Below are 23,754 nucleotides of genomic sequence, written 5' to 3'. Positions count from 1 at the left end.
GACACATGCCAACCTATGCCATGTACTGGAGCCTTATGGGGATGGCGCTGCTCGGTGGAGCAGCGCTGTCCCTTGCCACAGGTGGCCGACAAGATATCGGACTTATCGAAGTCCTGAATGCAGTCTTTGCTCAGCTTGATGAGCAGAGCCTTTCCATCGTGCGAGATATTCGTGCTCCGCGCACTCTCATTGCTGCATTGATTGGCGCAAACCTCGGCCTTGCCGGGCTTTTGCTGCAAGCGACAACGCGCAATCCGCTCTCCTCTCCATCTATTCTTGGCATCAATCAAGGGGCTGCTCTGGGCATTGCCATCGGGTTGGTGTTCCCGTCGCTCGTCCTTTTCAATATCGACACCATGGCCGTGCTGGGTGCAGCCTTTGCAGGAGGCCTGACCCTGACGCTTGCGGGTGGCCTGAAAGGCACATTGAGCGCACTTCGGTTGATCCTTTCTGGTGTGGCAGTCAGCGCTTTTGCGTTTGCATTGGTGCGGTTCACTTTTACGCTGGATGATGAACTGGCTCTCTCCGTGATCCAGTGGACCACAGGCGACATTGCAGACGTTCGTTGGAAGCAGGCAACGCCTCTTTTGGCCTGGTGTTTGGCAGGTGGCCTCCTGACGTTCTTCATGTCGCATAAGCTTAACTTGATGGCGCTAGGAGAAGCCGCCTCAAAGGGGCTTGGGTCTGATCCGCGCTTTACGTTGCTTTTCGGCATTTTGCTCGCAGCGATCCTGACTGGCGTTTCCGTTTCCGTTGCCGGGCCTGTCATGTTTGTTGGCCTGATTATACCGCATGTGTGCCGCGCTGCCTTTGGCACAGACCATCGTGTGCTGGTGCCTGCGGTTATGCTGTGTGGCGCCACCTTGATGCTTGTTGCTGATGGCGCTTCCAAGCTGATCAACTTTCCGGAGGAAACTGCGGTGGGTGTGGTCTCTGCTCTGATTGGCGCTCCTTACTTTTTGTACCTGACCATCACTGCCAAGGAGATTGACTGATGAGCGTGCTCTCTGAGGCCTCCGGCGCACAGTGGCGTGCGGATTTCAAAAGCCACCGGAGCACTAAAGCCTTCCGTATCCAAATGCTGCTTTTGTTTGCCTGTGTTGCTGTCAGCTTGCTCAGCCTGGGCGTGGGTGCAGTCAACATTCCACTGGATGTGATCCTGAACAGCCTGTTTGATCTGGATGGCCAAAAGCAGACCTACGTCATCTGGAAATCTCGGCTTCCCCGTGTGTTGATTGCCTTGCTGGCTGGCGCAAGCCTTGCTGTTTCCGGTGTTATTGTACAGGCTATCATTCGCAACCCACTGGCCAGCCCCAAGATTATGGGCATCAACTCAGGCGCCGCACTGGCTGCCTTGGGCACAGTGATGTTTCTGCCCAATGTGCCCGTTACTTATCTTCCTGTTGCAGCTGCACTTGGCGGCATTGTTGCTGCGGTGGTGGTGCTGTTTGCAGCGCATCTGCGCCAAGTCTCCCCTGCCCGTCTGGCTCTGGTTGGTATTGCCGTTGGTATGGTGTGCGATGCAGGCGTTGATTATCTGCTGGTGACAGCCGCAACGCTGGAAATCTCCAATCCGCTTGTCTGGCTCACCGGCTCTCTATGGGCTCGCACGTGGGTGCATGTGCAGTCGATCTGGTTGCCACTGATGGGTCTTTTAGGTTTGACTATGGTGCTTTCCTATCAGCTGGACCTGCAGCAACTGGGGGACCAAACCGCACGCGGGCTTGGCCAAAGCACAAATAAGATGCGCCTTTTGTTGTTGGGCGTTGCAACCCTGCTTGCCAGCATCTCCGTTGGGGTTGTCGGCGTAATCGGCTTTATCGGTTTGATGTCACCGCATATCAGCCGCTCTCTTGTTGGAGGCCGACATCGTCTCCTGCTGCCAACAGCTGCACTGGTGGGCGCACTTCTGGTTGTTCTGGCTGATGCGGTTGGACGGGCTATTGCGCCGCCGCTTGAGGTCTCCGCAGGTATTTTGAGTGCAATGCTAGGCGCTCCTTACTTCATCTGGATCATGAGCCGCTCACAAAAAGGACAAAGCACATGAGCATCGTTCTTTCAAACGTCATTTCCGGTTACGAAGAGTTCATGCTCAAGAGTATCAATCTCACCATTCAAAAAGGCAGTTATGCCGCTTTGATCGGCCCGAACGGCTGCGGAAAATCCACACTGCTGAAAACCATTGGTCAGATCACCAAATTAAAGAGCGGCAGCATCATCGTTGATGATCAAGAGATCCACCGTTTGCCTGCCAAGACCGTTGCAAGGCAGATTGCGTTTTTGCCGCAAAGTCCGGTGGTTCCGACTGGTATCAGCGTTGAGCAACTTGTCGGCTATGGACGTGCGCCGCATCAATCTCTCCTTGGCATTCGTAGCAGACGGGATGTTGAGATTGTTGAGGAGGCCTTGCACACCTCGGGCCTTTACGCGTTCAAAGACCGGGCTTTGAAAGACCTTTCCGGCGGCCAGCGCCAGCGGGCCTTCATCGCCATGTGTCTGGCTCAGGATACGCCCTACATCATGTTGGACGAACCAACCAGCTATCTGGATATCCGCTATCAGTACGAGACACTGGATCTCCTCCAACACCTCAACAGCCAGGGCCGCACGGTGGTGGTCGTCCTCCACGACATCGCCCAGGCCTCCCGCTACGCAGACCACCTCATCGTCATGCGTGATGGAACGATCTTTGCCGAGGGAACACCACACGAGGTGATCAGCCCGTCTCTGGTGAGCTCCGTCTACGAAATTGACACTAGCGTTTACGCTGATCCAGTGTCTCAGACTCCGGTGGTAACGCCTGTTTGAGGGGGCAAGTATAAAGAAAGATTGAAGTGCTCAATTTCGTCGACAAAACAACCGCTTCAGCCGGTTTAGCGGGGTTTGCGATGGCTAAAGTGGGCTGAAGCGGGGAGAGAGTTTGCGGCACACAGGGGCAGTCAGCAGGGTTTGCAAACTCTCGGGGAGTTTCCTTAGAAGAGTTGGTGGAGTGAGCTAAGCTTGTTGCTCACTCCACCAACTCTTCTAAGGAAACTACTCGACGTAGTCCTGTGCAAACATTTCAGCATCCATGAGAGGAAGCGGTTCTGCGATTTTTGCAGGGGCATAGTCCATCTGGTCCAGGATCTGGGTCTGCAGATCAATGCCCGGTGCGATTTCGATCAAGTGCAGGCCATCCTCGTGCACTTCGAAGACAGCGCGTTCTGTGACGATCTTGGCGTTCTGCTCGCGCTTCACGACGCCTTCTTTCACCAGATAAGTGATGTGCTGTGCGGTCTCGACAAACTTCTTGATCTTGCCTTCCTTGACGATTTCAAGCTTACCGTCTTTTACAGCAGTTTTCAGACCTGCGGTGGTGAAGGTGCCGGTGAATACTAGACGCTCGGCGTTGTGTGCGATGTTGATGAAGCCGCCTGAACCTGGGTTCACCTTGCCGAACTTACTGACATTGATTGTGCCGTGAGAGTCAAATTCAGCAAATGCGAGAGCCGCGAACTTGCATAGACCGCCTTCAATGACGTCGAACTGGGTCAAACCATCAACAAGCGCTTCAGGGTTTGCGTTGGCAGAAAATTGCCAGCCCATCATAACTACACCGCCATAAGAACCGTGTTCTGTGGTGAACTGATAGTCGTAGATCTCATCACCGTCGAACTTGCCGTCTTCTGCCATCACCAGTGGAATGTCGCCGGATGCGCCGAAACCGAGGATGCCGAGCTCATGCTTTTTGGTTTCCCAGGAAGCGCGGCGAGCAATGATCTTGTCTACACAGACAGGAGGACGCGGTAATTCAGTCATCTCGATGCGGTTGAGACCAAGGTAGTTGGCGTCGTAGTCGATATCCGTAACCATTGGTTGCTCGGAGCGGTCTACCAGCACAACGTGATCTACCAGAGCACCTGGAAGCTTCACGATGTTTGTTGGACGGCTACCTCGATCTACCTTGTTCTCGACTTGCGCGATCACGACACCACCAGATGCACGAACAGCTGTTGCGATTGCTATATTGGAAGAAAGCAATGCTTCGTTTTCAAAAGACAGGTTGCCATTGTCATCTGCGCTGGTTGCGCGTAGCAAGCCGACATGGATTGGGCGAGATGGGTAGAACAGGTAGTCTTCACTCTTGAATTTAATCTTCTCGACCAGACCATCCTGAGAGCTTTCAGTGAACTTACCGCCACAAACATCAGGGTCAACAAAAGTGCCAATGCCGGTTTTAGTCAGATAACCTGGGCTACGGCGGGCCACTTCGCGAAACCAGTGCATGGATGTACCCATGGCCCAGCTGAAACATTCGATCTCGTTATTCTGGATCATCTGCATCAGTTTAGGGCGTTCACCGGTGTCCGGATGAACAGGGTTGAGCATGGAACCTGCCATGATACGGCGTAGAAGACCTTTCTTCGCAATGTGGTCCATACCGCCAATATGCATTGCATCACCGGTGCCGCATGGGAAGTAAAAATCCAGATTGTTTGGATGGCCAGTTGCCTCAAAGCGATCAGAAACGCCTTTGAGCAGAACGTCTGGAGTGATCCAGCCAATTACGCCAGTGGAAGCAATGGTGTCGCCGTCTGTAATACCAGACAGAGCTTGTTCAAGGGTTGAGAATTTAGTCACATCTATCTCCCAGTGATCTCTTATTTTTCGAATTTTTTGAAGGTTTCTTGCGCAGCTTCCATTTGGCAATGCTGGCGGAAGAGAGTGTTAAGCTTGGCGTCTTCAACCTCTCCATCCGCCAGACAAGCATTCAGGTACCAGCGTTTTGTTGCTTGCACTGAAACTGGCGGGAGAGCTGCGAGATCTTCTGCAGCAGACCGAGCAGAATCGAAAAGTTCTTCCAGAGCAACAACTTCATCAACCAGACCGATGCGAAGTGCTTCTGTCGCTGTGATGAATTTGTAGCCCCAAGCTGCGCGCTGCGCGTGGCGTGGCGCCATGCGAGCATTGAGGGCGTGGAAACCCCATGGAGTGATCCAGCCGTTTGGCACTTCCATGCCTTTAAACTTCACGTTCTCTGCCGCGATAACCACATCACAAGCTGCTGCGAGGAATGCGCCGCCGCCAACTGCGTAGCCTTGTACAGCTGAAACAATTGGTTTTGGGCAAAGCGATATGCGGAGCAGGAAGGCAGCTTTGCGCTTCTCAACATCACAAATGCCATTCAGATCCAGCGCGCCAAGTTCCGTTAGGTCACTGCCTGCGCAGAACGATGGATCAGCACCATAGATCACAGCTGCATTAATGGTATCGCAGGTCTCCACCCGCTCCATGGCTGCATCTAGCAGATCCAGCATTTCTTTGTTTTGCGCGTTGCGTTGCTTAGGCCGATTTAGCTGTATGTAAGCAACTTTGTTTTCGACTGAAAACTCAACTGACATAGTCTGCTCCCAAGTAGTTCTGGTTCACATCCCGGCAAACCAGCTTCCCGTTGTTTTCAAAAAGAGCGGAAAGACATCAGAGGTGTATCCTCAGCCTTTCTCCGACCCTTCCGAATTGAGAACAGTCTATTTTCGATTGTTATTTTCTTTTATATACAGTAACTCTCTTTCATGTATACAGTTTCATTAGATAGACTGAGAAAGAGAAAAGCATGTACGCCAACCTGATCCGAATTGATCGAAATTCGACCGAGAGTTTGCAGACTCAAATTCGACGTCAGCTGGCGATAGCAATCGTGAACAGGCAATTTCCAATCCACCGCCCCCTCCCATCAATTCGCAAACTTTCCAAAGACTTAGAAGTAAGCGTAACAACCGTTTCACTTGCCTACGAAAGCCTGAAACAAGATGGTTTTGTCGAGAGCCGGGACCGTGCAGGCATTTACATTCGCGAAGATGCTCTCTTGTCGAGCCAGGCCTCTGAGAATCTGTATACATCATCATCCAATAGTAGTGATACAGATGTGATTAAAATGGACTTCACCTCTCACTTCCGTGGGCGGAGTTTTAATATGCCGCGTGTGGTAAAGCCGAGCGACAGCCTGGTGCGGTTTCGCTTTCCATTTATTTGCGGATTGATTGATCCGAACCTGTTTCCAATCGCCAGTTGGCGCGAATGTATTCGAGATTCCGTCAATGTGGTTGAGATGAGAAATTGGGCGACGGACTACTCATCAATCGATGATGAGTTGCTCGTAGAACAGTTGATGCAGCGCGTACTATCCAAGCGCGGAATTATCGCACACCCAGAGGAGATTCTGATCACTCTGGGCGGTCAGCAAGCGCTCTATCTGGCTGTGAAACTGCTCTTGCGAACAGGTGAAACCATCGGAATAGAAGATCCCGGTTATCCGGACATTCTGAACATGGCACAGATGGAAAACCTGAATGTGCGTAGGCTTCCAATTGACAAGGGCGGCCTGATACTCAGTGATGAAATCAACCAGTGCAAGTGCCTTTATACAACGCCGAGCCACCAGTTTCCGACAACCGTGACAATGCCAGTGGAGCGTAGAGAAGAACTGCTACGGATCACAGCGAACAACCGGCAGTTCATCATTGAAGATGACTATGAGGCGGAGATTGCGTTTGACAAGACGCCTCCCCCGGCCCTGAAAAGCCTCGACCGCTCCGGCAATGTTATCTATGCAGGCAGTCTTTCCAAAAGCCTGATGCCCGGCCTGCGAATTGGCTATCTGGTTGCTGATCGGGAGTTCATTCGAGAAGCAAAGGCGCTCCGTCACCACATTTTGCGCCCCCCCCCTGTCAACAACCAGCGCAGTGTCGCGTTATTCTTACAGCGAGGGTATTTTGACCGGTTCCTGGCCAAGATTTCGCAGGAATACAAAATCAGATGCCAGACTATGCATCGGTCTCTTGAGGCGCACTTTCCGGGAGCATCAGTCCTCCCAGAGTTTGGTGGCGGCAGTATCTGGCTGAAGTTGCCTGAGGATATTGACGCAGGTAAGTTGCAGCAGAAAGTGATGGAGTCCAGCGTGTACTTTGAGACAGGCGGCTTCACATTCTCCAATCCAAGCGAGAACTTGAACCATATCCGGCTGGGGTACTCTGTTATAGATAATGCCCTCATTCCGGAAGGAATAGAGCTCATTGCAAAAGCAGCATTGGGGGGAAGATAAAAGAGGCAACCGCAGCCGCCTCTTTCTTGTTTCTTAGAGCTCTGCTGTGTTCACCGTCAGAGTTCCATCTTCCTTCCGTTCAATCGCGGAGTATTGCGAACGGAACAAATGCGGGAAGTCTTTGCGCGCTGCTTTCACCATGCAATAAGTTGCAAGGAAACTAAGGGCAACGAGTGGAATAGTTGGCACCAAGGCCAACGTGATGACCACATCTAGACCACCCACCAGAATCACACCAAAGCTGATACCGATAATGATCAGGCACCAGATCATTCTGGATGAAGTGGAAGGCTCAACATCACCGCTGATGTTCTTGTTCGTCATGGACGCCAGATTACGGGTACATGCTTCAATTGTGGTGATCACGAAGATGGCAACCATAACCAGATAGATTGGCACAGCCAAAGCCGGAAGTGGTGTGTTGTTTAATGCCAATGCTACAGTAGATGGAATACCGTGTTCATTGAAGTTTGAAGCAAGGTCGACAGTTCCAGAGAGCTGCAGTTGAACAGCGAAGGCACCCAGAATGGCGAAGAACACGAAGGCAGACAGAGAACCGTAGCCCACACACCCCAGTACAACATTCTTCAAAGTTCTACCGCGAGATACACATGCAACAAACAAACCCATTTGCGGGGCATAAGCAATGTACCATGCCATATAGAATACGCTCTGATCTTGAGCATAACCGTTTGACAGGCCGTATGTATCTGTCCAAGTAAAGACATGAGGCATCAACTCCACTGCATTACCAAAAATGCTTGTGAAGCTGTTCATGATGTATGTGGTTGGACCAAAAAGGATCATGGCTCCCAGCACGACAACAACCAGCCAGCCATTGAAGTCAGACAGCAACTTCATGCCTTTGGAAATGGTCTTTGACAATGAGTACATGGTCAACGCACCGAAGAAGATCAGAACGCCAACTTCTACGAACATTGTGTGCTCAATGCCGAGGAAAACGGAGAGCAAACCCGCCAGAAGTGGGATTGCAAGGCCAAGCGTTGTCCCGATGCCGCCAATCAATCCGAATACAGCAAATGCATTGATCGCAGTGCCGATTGGACCCTCTACCCGTTTTTGACCCAGGATAGGCTCAAAGCAAAGAGCGAAACGCTGAACCTTAGGTTTTCGTGCAAACAAGAAGTAAGCGAATGGCAAGCCGAGTGCCATATATCCAACCCAAAGGAATGGTCCCCAATGGATCAAACCATAGGCAAGTGCATCTTCAGCGGCTTTTGCGGAGAATGGCTCTGCACCAGCAGGAGCAGAGGCCATTGTAATCATAGGCTCAACCATGGACCAGTTTACGACACCAATGCCGAAGCCTGCGGCCAGGATCATGAAAGCCCAACTTGCATCGTTGAAGGCCGGTTTGTCCTCTGCATTTCCCAGCTTGACGTTTGCCATTGGGCCAAAGGCGACCCATGCAAGGAAGAACAGACCAATGGTGCCATACGCCATATAGGCCCAGCCAAAAGTGTGCGATACAAACTTATTGTTTGCCGTGATGTATGGATTGAGTGCCTCACCCATTAAGATCATCGGCACGATGATCACAAGACTGAAGAGCAGGCTTGGCAGAAAAATTGTTTTATCCAAGCTGGGCTTAAGTATCTCCCCCGTCTTTGTGGTTGGTCTTGTCATGGGTTCCTCCAAAGCCATAATATCTCTCCCGATGTTTGGCCTTTGTGATGGGACGCGAGCAGTTTTAGGCCGCACGAACCCCTTTGCAGGAAGCAGCATCCTCTCAGATACAGCTTCCTACAGTTACTTGTGGTCAGTTTGAATGTGGCTATGTGTTACAATGCGCTATTGTTGATGCGCATTTTTTGCCGGACCCACTCTGGATCCAGATCTTTGTATTTCACTGACTTCTCAAGTGAAATTTGTGTTGCAACCGCTGCTGCATGTCCCATTTCAAAGCACTGAGCAGTCACGCGAGCAGATGCAAGAGCTTCATGCTCTGCACTCAGGCTGCGCCCTGCTACAACGATGTTCTCCATCTCTTCAGGAACAAGTGCTCCCCAAGGGATTTCGTAGTAATCGTTCATCAGCCAATGCAGCTTGCTTTGCTTACCCGCATGCAACTCAATCGGCCAGGAAGACCGTGCAATGCCGTCTGCCGGTTTCTCACAGTTCACAACGTGATCATTACTCAGCGTTTTGATACCGCGAATGGTACGTGTCTGACGCACACCGATTTCCGGTGGCATATCAATAAGCTGCGTTTTTTCAAATCCCTCAATGTTGTCCTTGAAGAAAGCGTGGTAATCGCGAGCAGAGCGTCTGCCATATATCTCAGCATATGTCCGGTCTACTGGGTTGATGACATTCAGCATACGCCCGCCCTGCCCGGCAAGACGTGTGCAGTTCATCAAAAACACACCCTCTTGCGGAGTTGGGAACACCCAGACCTTGTCCCTAGGCAGATGACGCTCACCACTGGCATGCACTTCCCGTAGCTTTTCTGTTACCGCAACAGGTGAGATGGTGTCTTCTCCAAAGACCTTGTAGAACCCTTCTTCTTCCACATTAGAAAGACGGAACATCATTGTCGGGTTTTGAATGGTGCCTTTGTCGCCGTAGGAATGCTTGCAACCTGCCTTGGCCAGCACAGCAGCATCACCCGTTGCATCAATGAACGCTTTCGCTTTCAGGAATGAACTACCCGCAGAACTCTCCAGCTTTATGCCAGTAATACGCTGCTCTTCCCGCACCACTTCTGTGATGAGACAATGATACAAGCAGGTTACACCCGCTTCTTCGAGAAGATCATCTGCGACCTCACGCCATCGCAAAGGATCAAACGTAACAACGTGCGTGTTGCCGTAGATCTGAGGTTCGGTCACGCCTTGCTTGCCGGCCAGCCGTTGGCGGAACTCTTCTGCGAAGCAGAAGACAACTTGCTCAGGTCTTTTCTTGGCGATGTCATCCTGTGTCAGATAAAGACCACAGATCGTCCCAGACAAGCCTGCAGTTGCCCCGCCTCCGCAAAAGCCGTTCTTCTCAACAAGGACAGTCTTGAGGCCTTCTCTGGCACTCATGACAGCCGCTGCAACACCAGCTGGACCGCCTCCGCACACAACAACATCAGCCTCGCTCAGTACAGGACTGTCAATTGCGCTCAGCGCCAATTCCTTCCAAGCCATATCGTCACTCACATATAAGATAACATACTGTTATATATTGATAATATGAGAGGATGAGGTGACTTTTGAGCCCTCTCTTCCTAACTAACATATTGTGAAACACATCACGAAGAGCGGGCACTGACAAAAGTAGACGAACGTACATACAGACAGGAGAAGCCATAGCAGACAGACGTGCTCGGCGCCCGGGTGAAGACGCACCATAGAGTGATTAAGTAAATAATATCAGATAGATAAATAAAAACTCATCAGAAGACTCTGAACTACCGATAGGCACAGATCAACTGAGTAAATACAGCAACTGTACTAATACCAGAGGACAGATAAGCACTATTACCAGATGTACAGTTTGAAACTTATCCTAAGTACAAATGTGGAAACAAACAGATTGCTTCACTCACAATTCTCATTGCTCTAGCTTCACGCTCAGAATTTACATGACAGCCTAAGCAGAGCGGAGCAATAGGTGCCTGATTTTCAAGCAACAACACGAGCAGATTTCGCTAAGGCAGAGATAGAACGCAAAGTGATCTTCAGAGAACTGGATACAGAACAGCTTTATTCAGAAAACAAACTCTCTGCCATACTAGACCTAGGCCGTACTCCTGTCAGAGAAGCACTGCAGGCCCTCGAACAGGAAGACATGCTGAAGGTGCATGCCAGAAAGGGCGTTGAGTTTCTGGAGATCTCAGCAGCACAGCAATTGCAACTTCTGGAGATCCGCAAAGAGATCGAACCAACCTGCATCAAGTACGCAATCCTGCGCGGAAGCAGTGAGCATCGGGTGCATATGCTCCAGTTGGCACAAAACATACTTGATAGCGCGCAGGAAGATGAAGATGCAAACCTTCTGGAAGCTCTCAGAGGAATCCATTTTGCAGTTACCAATGCGAGCGGCAATCCCTACTTTCACCACGCCCTTGCCCGGGTGCAAAGCCAGTCACACAGGTTCTGGTTTGCAAACAAGACACGGGAAGACACCGTGGTTTGTAGTCAATTTCATGCTGGCATTATGCGAGCTGTGGTCATTGGCAATGAAGCAGCTGCAAAGGACCAGCTTTTAAAACTTCACGAGTATCTCGCCGGCTGTGCTTTGAAAGTGATTAAGCAGATAAGCAAGTAATCCTCTGCGATCCTGAGAACCGCAGAGGATGATTGCATTACACGTCAATGCCCATAATCAGTCTTGGCAAAGCCAGAGAAAGTTCTGGGAAGAACGTGACGATCAGAACCATTGGCAGGTGCCCAAACAACAAGAACTTGAGTGTGATGCCCACATACTTGTCCAGTGTGAGCTTACTCACCCCAGCCGCCATATAAAGCATGGGTGCACAAGGCGGCGAGACATTACCTAGCCCCAGATTTGTACCGACAATTGCCGCAAAATGGATTGGGTGAACACCAATTTTCGTGGCCACGGGCAGCAGAACAATCGCCGCCAATACACTGCCCGACACGTCATCTACAATCATGCCGATGAGCAGCAAAATGAGGTTGATCAGCAACAGGATCAGGATCTTGTTGTCCGTCAGAGAAATGAGCACGTCGGCGACTTCTCGTGGCACCTGCTGCAAGATCATTGCCCGGCTCATCACGAACAAGAAGAACAACACAGCAATGATTGAACTGGTCGTAATCGCAGCACGCACGAATGCTGCCGGAATGCCTTTAAAGCTCAGACCTTTATAGATGAACACACCGACCACAATGGCATAAACCAGAGAGATCGCAGCTGCTTCTGTCGGTGTCGCAATACCAGTGTAAATCACACCCAGCACCAATAGCGGCATCATCAATGCCCAGAACGCCTTGATCCCACTGGTTCCAACATTTCGCGCTGCTTGCTTGAATGGCAGAGGCTCTTCGACCTGAATGGTATCTACTTTCCTGAGAAAGAAGAAGTTTAGACCGATATAGACAAGTGCCAGCAAAACACCTGGGATGACTGTCGAGAGAAAGGCCGCGCCAACTGACAAGCCACCAGTTACCGCGAAAACGATCATTGGGATAGATGGCGGGATCATAAGCGCAAGCACTGACGAGCAAGCAACCAGCGCCGTGGCATGGCCAACCGGATATCCTTCTTTCACCATGCGTGGGATCATGATTTGCCCGATTGCAGCAATCGCAGCTGAGGATGACCCTGAAATCGCACCAAACAAGGCACAGGTGATCACCGTGACTGCACCAAGCCCACCTTTCATCCGGCCAACAAAGGCATTCACGAAGCTGAGGAGCCGATCGGAAATCCCACCTTCCGCCATTAGCGTTCCCGCAAGCACAAACAGTGGCAGCGCCAGCAACGCAAAGCTCATTGTAGTTTGATAAGCGTATGGGATCAGGAAGGAAACGTTTGAGTCTGATGCAATACCAAATACAAGCGCGCCAACACCAAATGCAAACGCAATTGGCATCTCGGCAAGCAACAGAACCACGATGAGTAGAAGAGAGGTAAGAAAGATAAACATGATTAGCCCTTCTTCTCAAAAGACAGTCTCGTCTTGAGATCTATGGTCTGATTGATGGCCTGCAGTGCGAGATAGATAATGGTTCCGGCAAAGCCAATGATCATGGAGGCAGACCACAACCCTTTGGGCCACCGCATATAGGAGCTCGCACGGCCTCGCTCGATCTCAAAGATAGCGTACTTGCTGGCGTAATATCCAAACACGAGGCAAGCAGCGATACTGGCCAGAGTCATTAACAGGCGAATACTCTGGATCTTTATGGGGCTCTTGATCAACAAGGTCACAATACCCCCATGGATATGTTCTCCATTGCGCGTCACATAGGCCAGACCCAGGAAGTAAAACCAGGCCCCCATGAGCAGAGCAAGCTCTTCAATCCCGACAAATGGGAGCGCAAAAACGTAACGAAGCAACACCTGAACGAACATGATAGATGCCAAACCAACTCCCATCAGAACCATGCCTGCATAAAGCCCTCTTTCCAGAAAGCGTTCAGCGTTGAGCAAAAACCGCATGCTTCCGGTCTGAGGCCCTTCGGGGATTGCCGTGACATGGTCTGGCGGTTCAGTTTCTGTGATTTCTGGGTCGTAAATGAATGAAGCGACCTGCACTGGCGCACGCGGGTGCTGTTTAGACTCGCGGTTCACGGTCATATGCCTCCCAACCGAAGACCGGAGCACAACTTCGGCCTTCATCATGTTTATTGCTAGTTTGCTGCAGCTTGACGGATCTGGTTCATGATCTCGGACCCGATAATTTTCTCCATGGCAGGCCATTCGGTGTCGTGCGCAATCTTACGCGCGGCAGCCAGTTGTGTGTCATCCAGCTCAACGACCTTGATCCCGGCATCCCGTGCTCTTTGCAGGAACTCTTCGCTCTTTGCCTGAGCTTCCCCCCATGACCATTCAAGTGTTGTGCCGATTGCGGTTTGTAGAGCAGCACGATCCTTGTCTGCCAAACCTTCCCACCAATCCTTGTTCACCAACCAGAAGGCGTGCTCAAAGTAGTCATTGGTGAGGATGTTGGTTTCCAACACATCTCGGAGGGAGTAAGTCTCAACCGCTGTCGAGAATGAGCGCGCATCTACAGTACCAAGCTGCAGGGCCGTGTACACCTCAGCCAGTGGGATCGGCACAGCAGAAAAGCCAAGGTTGTTGAAGCGTTCAACTGCCATCGGAAGCCCCGGCACACGGATCTTCAAACCATTAGCATCACTAGGAAAATTTACAGGCGCCCTGCCAACGCCTTTGCGGATGACAACAGAACCAAAATCGGTTGGAATAATACCCACCGCATGAAGGTCGAGTTCATGCAAAATGCCGTTATAGATATCCAGCATATCCGAGCCTGGCCCATAGAGCTGTTTGGCCTGCTCCCAGTTGGAAACCACATAGCCAAGGTAGGCGAGATCAAGGCGGCCATCAAACTCTGATGCCCCCCAAGTCAAGCTCATCGGGACGACGCCCTGCATGGATTGCTCAAACAAGGAGGTCCAATCCCCCAGATCACCACCCGGATGGTAATCAATGTCAATCGCCTTTCCGTCCAGCTCTCCCATGAAACGTTCTGACAAAGCATGGAATACATGATCTGTATTCATGGCATGTGCAAGAATGAGACTCTCGTCAGCTTGCGCTTGACCTCCGCTAAATCCCATCACACCAAGTGACAATGCCAATGCAGTGGTGCGTGAAAATCTCTTAAGTGCCCCAATCATTTCCTCTCCCTTTCTGAAAGCAGCTTTTTGTTTTGCTTCAGCCAAAGACAGCAGAACAGGAGACACAGTTCCTCAGCTCTAGAAATGAATTTCCCAGATTTAAACGAGTATTGCTTGTGAAACTCTCCGAATATTCAACCCTGTGCCAGAGTGCAGGCATCTATGATGAGCGTAATCATGCATCAACCAACGCTGCGGGGTGTGCGTCCTGGTCGTCGTTGCTCAAAGATCAAATAACTGGCTGTCTTCACGCTCCCAATGCGGTTCCTGACCAAAGCCAATGAAGATTTCAACAAAACCCAAGCTCACCAAGCCTTAGTTTTGCTCATCTTCACCACCCCTAAACCTTACCCCGCATGCGGATAGATGCTTATATACAGTTTGATTTTCTATTGGGTGCAATAGGTTTACCGCTAGCCCTGTAGCAACTCCCAATTTCGCAAAACGGTCAAATAAAATTTAGCCACTGATTTGATCAACGCTTATCCAATCGCAAAACACGCACCCAATATTTGAATTATTTGGAAGAAGGTGTTTCGTACCTCATCACGAGTAATGGACAGATAAACTTCACAAACAAGAAGGGTCGCATAAGGTCTTCAAATTCGTGAAAGTGAAATTTCTTCAAGATCACCAATCAACCACAAGCGGGTAATAATGATATTGAAGCACAACCTAAGATTGACAATGGTTAACTGTAAGCGCACGAAATGGCGGTAAAGTAATTTGTCGTATTATTGATTAAATTTTTTATCATTACGTTTGGTAACTTAAAAATTATCATCTTTAATAGCGTTGACTTTAAACCTCATTTAAAAAAGAATTCTAGCACTGCATGCAGTGTGCTTAGGTTAAATCTACACAAGGCATTGAAGAACCAAAAGAATTCTGATGTGCTTGCTCTGGAGGGGACGGCACTTCACCTGAACTTGGGGCTGTCGAAATGTTTGATTACTATGAGGAATCTCTTGCCGAATGTATCGATAAGCGCACTCGTTCTTCGCGAGCCACAACTAGTGCCATCGCCAGCCGGTTTCTGAGAGGAACCGACAGCCCAGAAAACCTATGGGAACCTCTTAGAGGCAGCATTTACGTAGCCAGTATTGCTCTTGCTCGCAGATTGAAGCCTACGCTTTTACTCAGTCCGGGTTCATCAAATTCGGGCAGTCTGATTAGCTCTTATCAGGCTCATTCTGAGGCATTCACTGCTGCAAGATCTAGGGCAGCCTCTAAGCAAAGAATGCCTCAGGCCGCAGCTTTCATAGCCTCTTAGCCAATCAATTCCTTCAGTCATCCTTCAATGCCGTTGAATGCATTCGTGCATGCGATGTCAGGCTTTAATTGGCCGCACCATAAAACCAAGCAGCATTAAACACCCAAACTTTGTATAACGGGAGAGACAAAGATGCCAAATTCAAACCAGCCCAACGATCAGTGGTGGGTTAATGACCAAACGCCGGATAATCCGTTTGGTAAAAGTGAAGATTACGAAGCTTATATTGATTACGTCAGTGCATTGCCTCGCAGCCTGACACCTGAGATTGCAGCGCAGCCGCTGGTGATCAATGTCAGCGGATTGAATGATTACCCGGAATACAAAGCAGCAGCTATTGGCGCTTTGGAGGTGTGGTCTGCTGTTACTCCTCTCCAGTTTGAAATTGTAGATGATGTGCCATTCGACTCTGAAACACAGTGGATGGAGGTCGTTAGTCCTGCGATAGGTGAGCAAAGCGACGGTAGCGCTTTCTCAAGCAACCGCTATGTCAGTATCGGTCAGAAGTTCCACGATACAGAGCCTAACAAAACAGACATCGGCGGTTATGTTTTTGACAGCTTCATCCATGAGTTCGGTCATGAATTTGGCCTGAATCACCCGGGTCTTTATAACTACAGCGGCCCTGGAGGCGTTCAGATCAACTATCTGAACAACGCGACCTGGATTTATGATCGTCAGCAATACAGTGTGATGTCCTACTTTGATGGCATTGACGTTGGAGAAACAACGCGCTGGTCAGCTTCCACGCCATTGATGGCAGATATTGAAGCTACAATCCGCCGCTTTTTCTCCGAGGTCGACGAGGATGGTGCACGGACTTACCAAAAGATCGATCTCAACACAGGTGACAACACGTACGGCTTCAACAGCACAGAGTATGGCTATGAGCTAACATCCTCTGGCATGCAGCACGATATCGGATTTACTATCCACGATACCGGTGGTGTTGATACCATTGACTTCTCCGGATCAACGGCAGGCACGATCCTTGACCTGCGTGCTGGTCAGTTCTCCAGCGTCAATGGGCACAGCAACAATGTGTCTATCTTTGCTGGCCACAATGCAGACCAGACCGAATACTACATCGAGAATGGCATCGGTAGTGAATACGATGACATCTTGATCGGTAACGATGGCGACAACGTTCTGGACGGTCGCGGCGGTGCTGACAAAATGGCTGGCGGCAAAGGAGACGATGTTTACTTCGTCGATTCCGCTGATGATATCGTACGCGAGGAAGCCGACGGCGGAAACGATACGATCATTGTGCTGAACAGCGACCTGGACCTGGGTGAAATCGAGAACGTCGAAAACATCATCTACGTGGGTGGCACTCCGACCCAACCAGTCGATACCGGTAACGACGACACCTCAAGCGATTCCGGCGATTCTCTGACCAGCCTCATCTTTGGTGATGAGGACAACAACACCCTTGAAGGTGGCGCTGGTGGCGACACGATCTTTGGTCTGGATGGTGATGACCTCATCATTGGTGGTCGTGACTCATTGGCGAGCCGTGATATCAACAACACCATTGCATTCGAAGATCTTGAAGATCAGACCGAAAGCGATGACGGAAATGACGTGCTTTATGGTGGTCGCGGCAACGATACCATCTTTGGTGGTGCTGGTGACGACATCCTTGATGGCGGAGACGGCGACGATACGCTGATGGGTCAGGATGGTGTTGACATCTTCCGCGGTGGTGACGGCGTTGACACAGTGGACTACAGCCATGAGAGCCCGTTCCAGCTGCTTGTCAACCTTGAGACCAATGTTGCCAGCGGTGGTACTGCATCAGGTGATACGTTCTATAGCATTGAAAACCTGATCGGCTCTGATGACCGTATTGACCGCTTCATCGGCACAGACGACAACAACCATTTCTGGGGTCGTGGTGGCGGCGATGTCTTCAACGGCGGCGGCGGCGATGACATCCTCGACGGCGGCAACGACGGAGACCTGCTGTACGGTGATGAAGGCAATGATACGCTCATCGGCGGTTCCGGTCAGGATTATCTTGACGGTGGCGAAGGCATCGACACAGTCGTTTACTCTGGAAGTTCTGAGGGAGTAACGGTTGACCTTGCCAACGGCACAGCACGCGGTGGCGACGCAGATGGTCCAGTCCAGATTGTAGGACGAGGCACAGTCATCAGGCATGATATCATCGTTGACGTTGAAAACGTTGTTGGCTCTTTCTTCGATGATCACCTCATTGGCAATGACCAGACAAACGAACTCTCTGGCGGTTCAGGTAACGACATTCTGACCGGTGGTGAAGGTGCTGACATCCTGAACGGTGGTCGCGGCAGTGATACTGCGGACTATTCCGACGCAACCAGCGGTGTCAATCTCAATCTGGGACGCGGCAAGTCAGAAGGTGACACTTACATCTCGATCGAGAACCTCTCAGGTTCTGGACATAATGATCGCATGAAGGGTGATAACGCTGCCAACACCTTGACCGGTCAGGGTGGCAACGATGTTCTTCGTGGTGGCAAAGGCGATGATGTCCTCTTCGGCGACTTCGCTGATCAAGGTGAACCTATTCCACGCCCAGGCATGGGTACAGGGTATGCGACGCTTGGTCCTGATGCGACGAACAACTCAATCGCGACTGCATTCGATATCTCCAATAACTTCTCTCTGACAGCAGATCCTGACATCTTCGATTCAACAACTGTTCTTCATACAACAGTTAATGCGACCGGAAATGGCCAAGGTGGATACTATGGTATCGAGCTTGCTGCAGGTACGACCATTACTGTCGATATCGACGGTATTGCAGATCCAAACGTCCATGACAGCTGGGTCAGACTGCTCGATGCTGATGGAAATATTGTCACCCAGAACGATGATGGCGGCGGAGATCCCGGCTCTACAAGCAACCGTGATTCAAGCATAGTCTTCGTTGTTGAAGAAACCGGTACCTACTACATTCTGGAGGGTGCATGGTCACCGGACGTTCCAGGTGATGGTTGGTCAGAAGCAGTGCCAGAGGGTTCAACATACAAACTCAACGTATCAGTTGAATTCCCACCTGAGCCAATTCAGCCGGGTGAAGCTGGTAATGATAAGCTCTACGGCGGAAAAGGTAGTGACTTCCTTGACGGCGGCTTAGGTGCTGACATTCTGGTTGGCGGCGCTGGTGAAGATTCCTTCCGCTTCTCAACAGAGCTTGGCAACGACAATGTCGACAAGATCAAGGACTTCAGTGTTGGCGAGGATCTGATCCTTCTCGACAATGGCATCTTTGCTGAACTGGGCGGCACTGGCGCTCTTGATCTGACTGCATTCCACATGAGTGCTGCAGGTGTTAGCCAGGATGCTGCTGACCGCATCATCTACGATACCTACAGCGGTGCTTTGCTGTATGATGCAGATGGTTCAGGAGACATTGGTGCAATTCAGTTTGCACAGCTGAAGGCTGGTCTGTCACTTTCTGCAGATGATTTCGTTATCGTCTGATAACTTACAGGAGGGGGGCTCTCACGCTCCCCTCTTGCTATCTTTATGCATCTAAACTGTTTTGATGACGCAATCCGATGGGGAAAAGAATGAAGCCTCTGATCAATCGTAGTGCAGCTTTGTTAGCAGCCGGTCTACTGGCCGCTGGTACCGATGCGTTCTCTAAGACCACCGAAGCACAAGCATCAGACATTCGCGGCACCCTCACGTTCGCAGGTGATACAGAAATTCCCAAAGGCCAAATCAAAATCTACATTGAAGACACTGCCATCAAAGACAGTACACGAGAACTCACCACCCAGACCCATCTCAATAGCTCAGGCAAATCAAAAGCCATAGACTTTTCAGTCGCTCGCCCCTCAAACGTTCAGGTGTCACCAACGCTCCGGATCATAGCCCAACTACAACGCCCCGACGGCTGGCTCCTCGCCCAAGGCAGCACAAAGATCAAGTCCGGCAAGCCATTGGGTATTATGCTTTACAGGACGATGTATTGATGGGGCATGTACTAAAATAAATATAAATCATGTGGGCCCCGAAAAACAAAGTAATTTAGATTATCATATTGCATTTCTCTTTTGTAATTATCTCAAAATCAATCCATAAAGACAAACCACTTAATTTGAATATTTCCATATAGTCGAAAATTTGAATATTATGACAACATCTTAAGCTATACTAATTTCAGAGCGAACCAGTTCACACACAACTTTATGATTCTCATATTTTACTACTTCTTGAACATCTAGACAGCAATTTTTCTAAGGGAAAGATCCGGTTCTTCTATTTCTAATTCAATGATCCGATCTCATCTGGAATACGATTCCAGACATTGGAGGGTTTTGATAAGTGATCTCCAAGCAGGGCTACGCCGCCCTCGTCCTAACAACTATACCAAACATAAGACGTGGAACGTAGAGTGCCCAACAGTTCCAATGAATACTTGATTAGCTGCTGTGAAGCCTCAACCAGCCGGATGATCTCCAGCTTCTCATAGGCGTGGTACTTCATTCGTCGTCCCCTTCCATCCTCGAGCATACTTTTTGAACAAACGCAGCTCAAGTAATTGCTCAGAAACAACTTATTTGAAGCTCACGCCTCACTGAACAGCTGTTTGGCCTTTGCGGTCTTGGCCTGACGGGCTTTGTCTCCAGCAAAGCGCTTCTTACCTGCTTCCAAAAACTCCTTTGACCAGTTATAGCAAAGTCCTTGTGAGATACCTTCTTGTCGACATAACTCGTCGATACCTTTCCTCGCCTTGTAATCCTACAAGCACTATGTGGATCTTCTCTCCAATGGAATAGCGTTTGCGGGTCTTGCGCCGGATATCCTTGACTACCTTCTCAGGTGCAGCACTGGCAGTCCTTGTGCCTTGCCCCATTCTTCACTCCCGTTGTCGTGATCATCGGCCAAAACACTCCCTTACTCAAATCCGTAAGCCTGCTCCATAGATGCTGACGACAAACACCGTAAACCTCACATACGCGCGACCAACACCTGCTGAACTCCCCGTAGGACAAGAAAGGCTTGAGAAGGACCCCAAAATGATGAAGTTGATTTTGAAGGGAAAGAAGCTACGCTCGTGCAACTAAGACGAGCGCAGCCTTTACTCATTTAGACAAACTGGAAGTCATCAGCATGAAGTTCTGACTTTGAAACATTATTCAAAGTGACTGATTTGTCGTCATCTAGTTTGATCACAACACTACTTCCCTCATCGCTTGCCGCAGCAACTACGGCATCGAAGTCTGCAAAAACCTCGCTGTCGAACCGGATGGTTTCACCTGAACCGTCTCTAGCTTCGAAGTCGGTGATTGTATCGGTGCCACTAGAAAGGTCATTGAAAACGAACGTGTCATTCCCATTTCCTCCCGTTAGCACATCATTTCCGTCCAATCCATTTAAAGTATCATTCCGGCTCCCACCAACTAGAACATCATTACCTGATATTCCAACATCATCTTTTCCATTGATTGTAACGGAGACGTCCTGAACAGTGATGTGGTCTTTGCCGTCATCAAGCTCAACAGTATACGTCAGCCCAACACTGTCACCTGTGTTGAGATAATCAAACACATTCGCACCAGCTTCAAACTCAAGGTGGATCGTTCCCTGCTCAGCTGCCGGGTTCTTAGAAATCCGATCAACACTCAACAAAGCCAGAAGTGCATCTGCATCCAGGTCTCCCAACGAACCTGTGCTTGAAACACCTGTCACGCTCGCCTGATAACTGTGTGTAGCAACACCATCATCAGCAAACACAATCTCAATATCGCCTGTAAGCGGAGAAAAATCTGTCCCTTCATCAAGCTCAAGGGCATTCTGAATAACCCCATATGCACCTGAGGCATCTGGCTCAAACAGGTAAGAAGCTCCCTTACTATCTGCATTGGAAGCACCTATCGTGACAAGACCTGCATCATTGATAGCAACATCACTGCCAAATAAGCCATTCACTCCTGCGTCTGGTGCTGTCAGACGGTACTCAGTATATCCACCTTCACCATCGGGGACATACACATATGCAGCACCTGAATCATTACCGTTGCCATCATCCTCAATTGCTCCAACAACAATGACACCATTATTATTGATCGCAACTGTACCGCCAAATTTTGTATTCACAGGCACCTGAACTTTGTTCAGCTTTGCTTCGGTATAGCCACCAGAGCCATCTGGTGTGAACACATAAACAGAACCGGAGAGATCTCCCCCCTTGTCATCATCTCCCAGAGCACCAACAACGATAACACCGTCATCATTGACAGCAACAGCGGAGCCAAAAACATCAACATCGGCACCATCGGAAGCAGTCAGCTTAACTTCCGTGTGCCCTCCCGAGCCATCTGGTGTGAACACATAGACGGAACCTGAACGACTACCATTGTCATCATCTCCAGGGGCTCCAACTACAATGATGCCACTGTCACTGATCGCAACATCCCCCCGAAGTAGTCATCCTCTGCTGTATCTGAGGCCTGCAACCAGGTAACAGAATATCCGCCGGCCTCGGAAGGTGTATAAACTCGATCACGACCAGTATCTTCAATTGCGCCGTAATTTGCCAGATATGCACCAACAACGATGACACCGCTGTTGTTAACGGCAAGGCTCTCCCCCCCAATAGTCCCGTTCACGTTCATAAAGAGAGGGTAGTTTATATTCTGAATAACCACCTACACCATCTGGTGTGTACACATAAACAGAGCCCCCATATGCAACACCATTTTGATCGTCACCATATGCTCCAACAACAACAAGACCATTGTCATTGATTGCAGCTACACCAAAGCGGTCTCCTTTTTCACCATCAGAAGCACTTAGCTTGACTTCCAAATAGCCATCCTTGCCATCCGGCGCATAGACATATGCTGAACCTGAGTTATTGACACGCCCATCTCCTTGGTGAGCTCCAACCACCATGCCACCAGAGGAGTTTACTGAGACGGTTGAACCAAAATAATCATAGGTCGATGCATCAGATGCGAATAGCTTAACAGGAATTGGATAGACTCTGACTTCGCCAATCTCTGGGAACAGAACTATGTCGTCTGCACCATTTATGGTAACGGTAACTGTCTTGGTAATTGGCTCCGCAGTGCCATCACTCACTGTGTAAGTGAAGGTGTCAATTGCTGTTTCACCAACAGCCAGATGTTCAAACTGGCCATTTGGGTCATATTGGAATTTGCCGTCAATAAGAGACACTTCACCTGTCGTGCCGCTGGCATCAAGCGTGATGGTGTGTGTGTCGGAGCTGTCTGCATCAGAGAACACAGGTTCAATGAGAACGTGTCCTCTGAAGTCGATGTCGCGATATCTGAGACAATTGGAGCATCATTTGTGCCATTGATGGTGATCGTTGCAGTCATGGCGACTACTTCGCCATTGCCGTCATCGACAGTATAAGTAAAGGTGTCAGTAGCTGTTTCACCAACTGCCAAATGCTCGAACTGGCCGTTCGGGTCATATTGGAATTTGCCATCAATAAGAGATACCTCACCTGTCGTACCGATGGCATCAAACGTGATGGTGTGGGTGTCGGAGCTGTCTGCATCAGAGAACACAGGTTCAATGAGAACGCTGTTGTCTTCTGTAGTCGATGTCGCAATGTCTGAGACAAGCGGCGCATCATTTGCGCCATTGATGGTAACCGTGACCGTCTTGGTAATTGGCTCTGCAGTGGCCATCACTCACTGTGTAAGTGAAGATATCAGTTGCAGTCTCCCCAACAGCCAGATGCTCAAACTGACCATTCGGGTCATATCGGAACTTACCGTTGACAAGAGACACTTCACCTGTCGTGCCGCTGGCATCAAACGTGATGGTCGCTGTATCAGATGCGTCCAGATCGATATAAGCGGGCTCGATCAGAACACTATCATCTTCCGAGGTGGAAGCAGCAATATCTGAGACAATCGGAGCATCGTTGGTGCCCACGATAGTCACTGTTACCGGCTGGGTCGTACCGCCACCATCAACCAGATCCGGGCCTTCCTGTTAGAGCAAGGAATTGCGGTGCGCACAGGTAGTAGCAGTTTGAGAAACTCTCTGTTCGCCATTCTCGACAATCGCGCCAATGAGATTTC

17 protein-coding genes and 2 pseudogenes are annotated in these 23,754 nt (G+C 50.0%); 8 read left to right on the top strand and 11 right to left on the bottom strand.

What is annotated here, in order from left to right:
• Positions 1–5: 5 nt before the first annotated feature.
• From PsAD46_RS13045 to PsAD46_RS13035, 3 genes are read left to right on the top strand one after another with little or no spacing between them, the layout of a single operon-like run.
• Positions 6–995, top strand: coding sequence for an iron ABC transporter permease (locus PsAD46_RS13045; protein ID WP_084404408.1), 990 nt, complete (start codon positions 6–8; stop codon positions 993–995).
• Positions 995–2,047 (top strand): iron ABC transporter permease, encoded by a 1,053-nt coding sequence (locus PsAD46_RS13040; RefSeq protein WP_063307091.1) that lies wholly within the window; start codon positions 995–997, stop codon positions 2,045–2,047. Before PsAD46_RS13045 ends, PsAD46_RS13040 begins: the two co-directional genes overlap by 1 nt.
• A complete protein-coding gene (locus PsAD46_RS13035; RefSeq protein ID WP_063307090.1) occupies positions 2,044–2,808 on the top strand; it encodes an ATP-binding cassette domain-containing protein in 765 nt (254 codons plus the stop codon). The genes PsAD46_RS13040 and PsAD46_RS13035 overlap by 4 nt, the downstream gene beginning before the upstream one ends.
• A 225-nt stretch (positions 2,809–3,033) precedes the next feature.
• Here the strand turns inward: PsAD46_RS13035 and PsAD46_RS13030 are convergent, their stop codons facing one another.
• Together PsAD46_RS13030 and PsAD46_RS13025 are read right to left on the bottom strand one after the other, a co-directional pair.
• Positions 3,034–4,620 carry a CoA-transferase gene (locus PsAD46_RS13030; protein ID WP_063293304.1) on the bottom strand — a complete coding sequence of 529 codons (1,587 nt, stop codon included), beginning with the start codon at positions 4,618–4,620 and terminating at the stop codon, positions 3,034–3,036.
• A 20-nt stretch (positions 4,621–4,640) separates the two neighbouring features.
• Positions 4,641–5,381, bottom strand: coding sequence for an enoyl-CoA hydratase/isomerase family protein (locus PsAD46_RS13025; protein ID WP_063293305.1), 741 nt, complete (start codon positions 5,379–5,381; stop codon positions 4,641–4,643).
• Positions 5,382–5,593: 212 nt separating this feature from the next.
• Between PsAD46_RS13025 and PsAD46_RS13020 the strand changes: the two genes are divergently transcribed.
• Entirely contained in the window at positions 5,594–7,081 is a 1,488-nt protein-coding gene (locus PsAD46_RS13020; RefSeq protein WP_063307089.1) for a PLP-dependent aminotransferase family protein, read from the top strand.
• A 33-nt stretch (positions 7,082–7,114) separates the two neighbouring features.
• On the opposite strand, the gene PsAD46_RS13015 is transcribed toward PsAD46_RS13020, so the two are convergent.
• Together PsAD46_RS13015 and PsAD46_RS13010 are read right to left on the bottom strand one after the other, a co-directional pair.
• Positions 7,115–8,728 carry a BCCT family transporter gene (locus PsAD46_RS13015; protein ID WP_208981833.1) on the bottom strand — a complete coding sequence of 538 codons (1,614 nt, stop codon included), beginning with the start codon at positions 8,726–8,728 and terminating at the stop codon, positions 7,115–7,117.
• A 155-nt stretch (positions 8,729–8,883) separates the two neighbouring features.
• Positions 8,884–10,233, bottom strand: a complete 1,350-nt coding sequence (locus tag PsAD46_RS13010; protein WP_063293308.1) for an FAD-dependent oxidoreductase — start codon at positions 10,231–10,233, stop codon at positions 8,884–8,886.
• 466 nt (positions 10,234–10,699) lie between these two features.
• On the opposite strand from PsAD46_RS13010, the gene PsAD46_RS13005 reads away from it, so the two are divergent.
• On the top strand, positions 10,700–11,356 hold the full coding sequence (locus PsAD46_RS13005; RefSeq protein WP_063307087.1) for a GntR family transcriptional regulator: 657 nt from the start codon (positions 10,700–10,702) through the stop codon (positions 11,354–11,356).
• Positions 11,357–11,393: 37 nt separating this feature from the next.
• On the opposite strand, the gene PsAD46_RS13000 is transcribed toward PsAD46_RS13005, so the two are convergent.
• From PsAD46_RS13000 to dctP, 3 genes are read right to left on the bottom strand one after another with little or no spacing between them, the layout of a single operon-like run.
• Entirely contained in the window at positions 11,394–12,701 is a 1,308-nt protein-coding gene (locus PsAD46_RS13000) for a TRAP transporter large permease (RefSeq protein ID WP_063307086.1), read from the bottom strand.
• 2 nt (positions 12,702–12,703) lie between these two features.
• Positions 12,704–13,354 (bottom strand): TRAP transporter small permease, encoded by a 651-nt coding sequence (locus tag PsAD46_RS12995; protein ID WP_063293311.1) that lies wholly within the window; start codon positions 13,352–13,354, stop codon positions 12,704–12,706.
• Between the two features lie 53 nt (positions 13,355–13,407).
• Positions 13,408–14,418 (bottom strand): TRAP transporter substrate-binding protein DctP, encoded by a 1,011-nt coding sequence (gene dctP, locus PsAD46_RS12990; protein WP_063293342.1) that lies wholly within the window; start codon positions 14,416–14,418, stop codon positions 13,408–13,410.
• Positions 14,419–15,823: 1,405 nt separating this feature from the next.
• Here dctP and PsAD46_RS12985 point away from each other — a divergent pair.
• Both PsAD46_RS12985 and PsAD46_RS12980 read left to right on the top strand, forming a co-directional pair.
• Positions 15,824–19,165, top strand: coding sequence for a M10 family metallopeptidase C-terminal domain-containing protein (locus PsAD46_RS12985; RefSeq protein ID WP_063307085.1), 3,342 nt, complete (start codon positions 15,824–15,826; stop codon positions 19,163–19,165).
• Positions 19,166–19,254: 89 nt separating this feature from the next.
• Positions 19,255–19,662, top strand: a complete 408-nt coding sequence (locus PsAD46_RS12980; RefSeq protein ID WP_063307084.1) for a hypothetical protein — start codon at positions 19,255–19,257, stop codon at positions 19,660–19,662.
• Between the two features lie 1,117 nt (positions 19,663–20,779).
• Here the strand turns inward: PsAD46_RS12980 and PsAD46_RS12975 are convergent.
• The 4 genes and pseudogenes from PsAD46_RS12975 to PsAD46_RS12955 all read right to left on the bottom strand — a co-directional run bounded on the left by PsAD46_RS12975 (position 20,780) and on the right by PsAD46_RS12955 (position 23,614).
• Complete coding sequence (locus tag PsAD46_RS12975; protein WP_063293313.1) at positions 20,780–22,024, bottom strand: VCBS domain-containing protein; 1,245 nt, start codon at positions 22,022–22,024, stop codon at positions 20,780–20,782.
• Between the two features lie 240 nt (positions 22,025–22,264).
• Positions 22,265–22,942, bottom strand: a complete 678-nt coding sequence (locus PsAD46_RS28810; RefSeq protein ID WP_084404407.1) for a VCBS domain-containing protein — start codon at positions 22,940–22,942, stop codon at positions 22,265–22,267.
• A 29-nt stretch (positions 22,943–22,971) separates the two neighbouring features.
• Positions 22,972–23,355 (bottom strand): annotated as a pseudogene (locus tag PsAD46_RS28575) (VCBS domain-containing protein); the annotation flags it as partial.
• Positions 23,297–23,614 carry an Ig-like domain-containing protein gene (locus tag PsAD46_RS12955; RefSeq protein WP_084404406.1) on the bottom strand — a complete coding sequence of 106 codons (318 nt, stop codon included), beginning with the start codon at positions 23,612–23,614 and terminating at the stop codon, positions 23,297–23,299. The pseudogene PsAD46_RS28575 and the gene PsAD46_RS12955, both read right to left, overlap by 59 nt.
• A 15-nt stretch (positions 23,615–23,629) precedes the next feature.
• Here PsAD46_RS12955 and PsAD46_RS28570 point away from each other — a divergent pair.
• Positions 23,630–23,754: pseudogene (locus PsAD46_RS28570) on the top strand (IS110 family transposase); the annotation flags it as partial.

Source organism: Pseudovibrio sp. Ad46 (assembly GCF_001623065.1).
Taxonomy (GTDB): domain Bacteria; phylum Pseudomonadota; class Alphaproteobacteria; order Rhizobiales; family Stappiaceae; genus Pseudovibrio.
The sequence above is the reverse complement of the archived record's forward strand: the minus strand, read 5'-3'. Positions and strand labels throughout refer to the sequence as shown.

Coding starts and splice junctions, on each gene's coding strand:
- PsAD46_RS13020 (WP_063307089.1), top strand. CDS start 5,594: ATGTACGCCAACCTGATCCGAATTGATCGAAATTCGACCGAGAGTTTG.
- PsAD46_RS13015 (WP_208981833.1), bottom strand. CDS start 8,728: ATGACAAGACCAACCACAAAGACGGGGGAGATACTTAAGCCCAGCTTG.
- PsAD46_RS13000 (WP_063307086.1), bottom strand. CDS start 12,701: ATGTTTATCTTTCTTACCTCTCTTCTACTCATCGTGGTTCTGTTGCTT.
- dctP (WP_063293342.1), bottom strand. CDS start 14,418: ATGATTGGGGCACTTAAGAGATTTTCACGCACCACTGCATTGGCATTG.
- PsAD46_RS12980 (WP_063307084.1), top strand. CDS start 19,255: ATGAAGCCTCTGATCAATCGTAGTGCAGCTTTGTTAGCAGCCGGTCTA.
- PsAD46_RS13045 (WP_084404408.1), top strand. CDS start 6: ATGCCAACCTATGCCATGTACTGGAGCCTTATGGGGATGGCGCTGCTC.
- PsAD46_RS12985 (WP_063307085.1), top strand. CDS start 15,824: ATGCCAAATTCAAACCAGCCCAACGATCAGTGGTGGGTTAATGACCAA.
- PsAD46_RS13035 (WP_063307090.1), top strand. CDS start 2,044: ATGAGCATCGTTCTTTCAAACGTCATTTCCGGTTACGAAGAGTTCATG.
- PsAD46_RS12995 (WP_063293311.1), bottom strand. CDS start 13,354: ATGACCGTGAACCGCGAGTCTAAACAGCACCCGCGTGCGCCAGTGCAG.
- PsAD46_RS13010 (WP_063293308.1), bottom strand. CDS start 10,233: ATGGCTTGGAAGGAATTGGCGCTGAGCGCAATTGACAGTCCTGTACTG.
- PsAD46_RS13040 (WP_063307091.1), top strand. CDS start 995: ATGAGCGTGCTCTCTGAGGCCTCCGGCGCACAGTGGCGTGCGGATTTC.
- PsAD46_RS13025 (WP_063293305.1), bottom strand. CDS start 5,381: ATGTCAGTTGAGTTTTCAGTCGAAAACAAAGTTGCTTACATACAGCTA.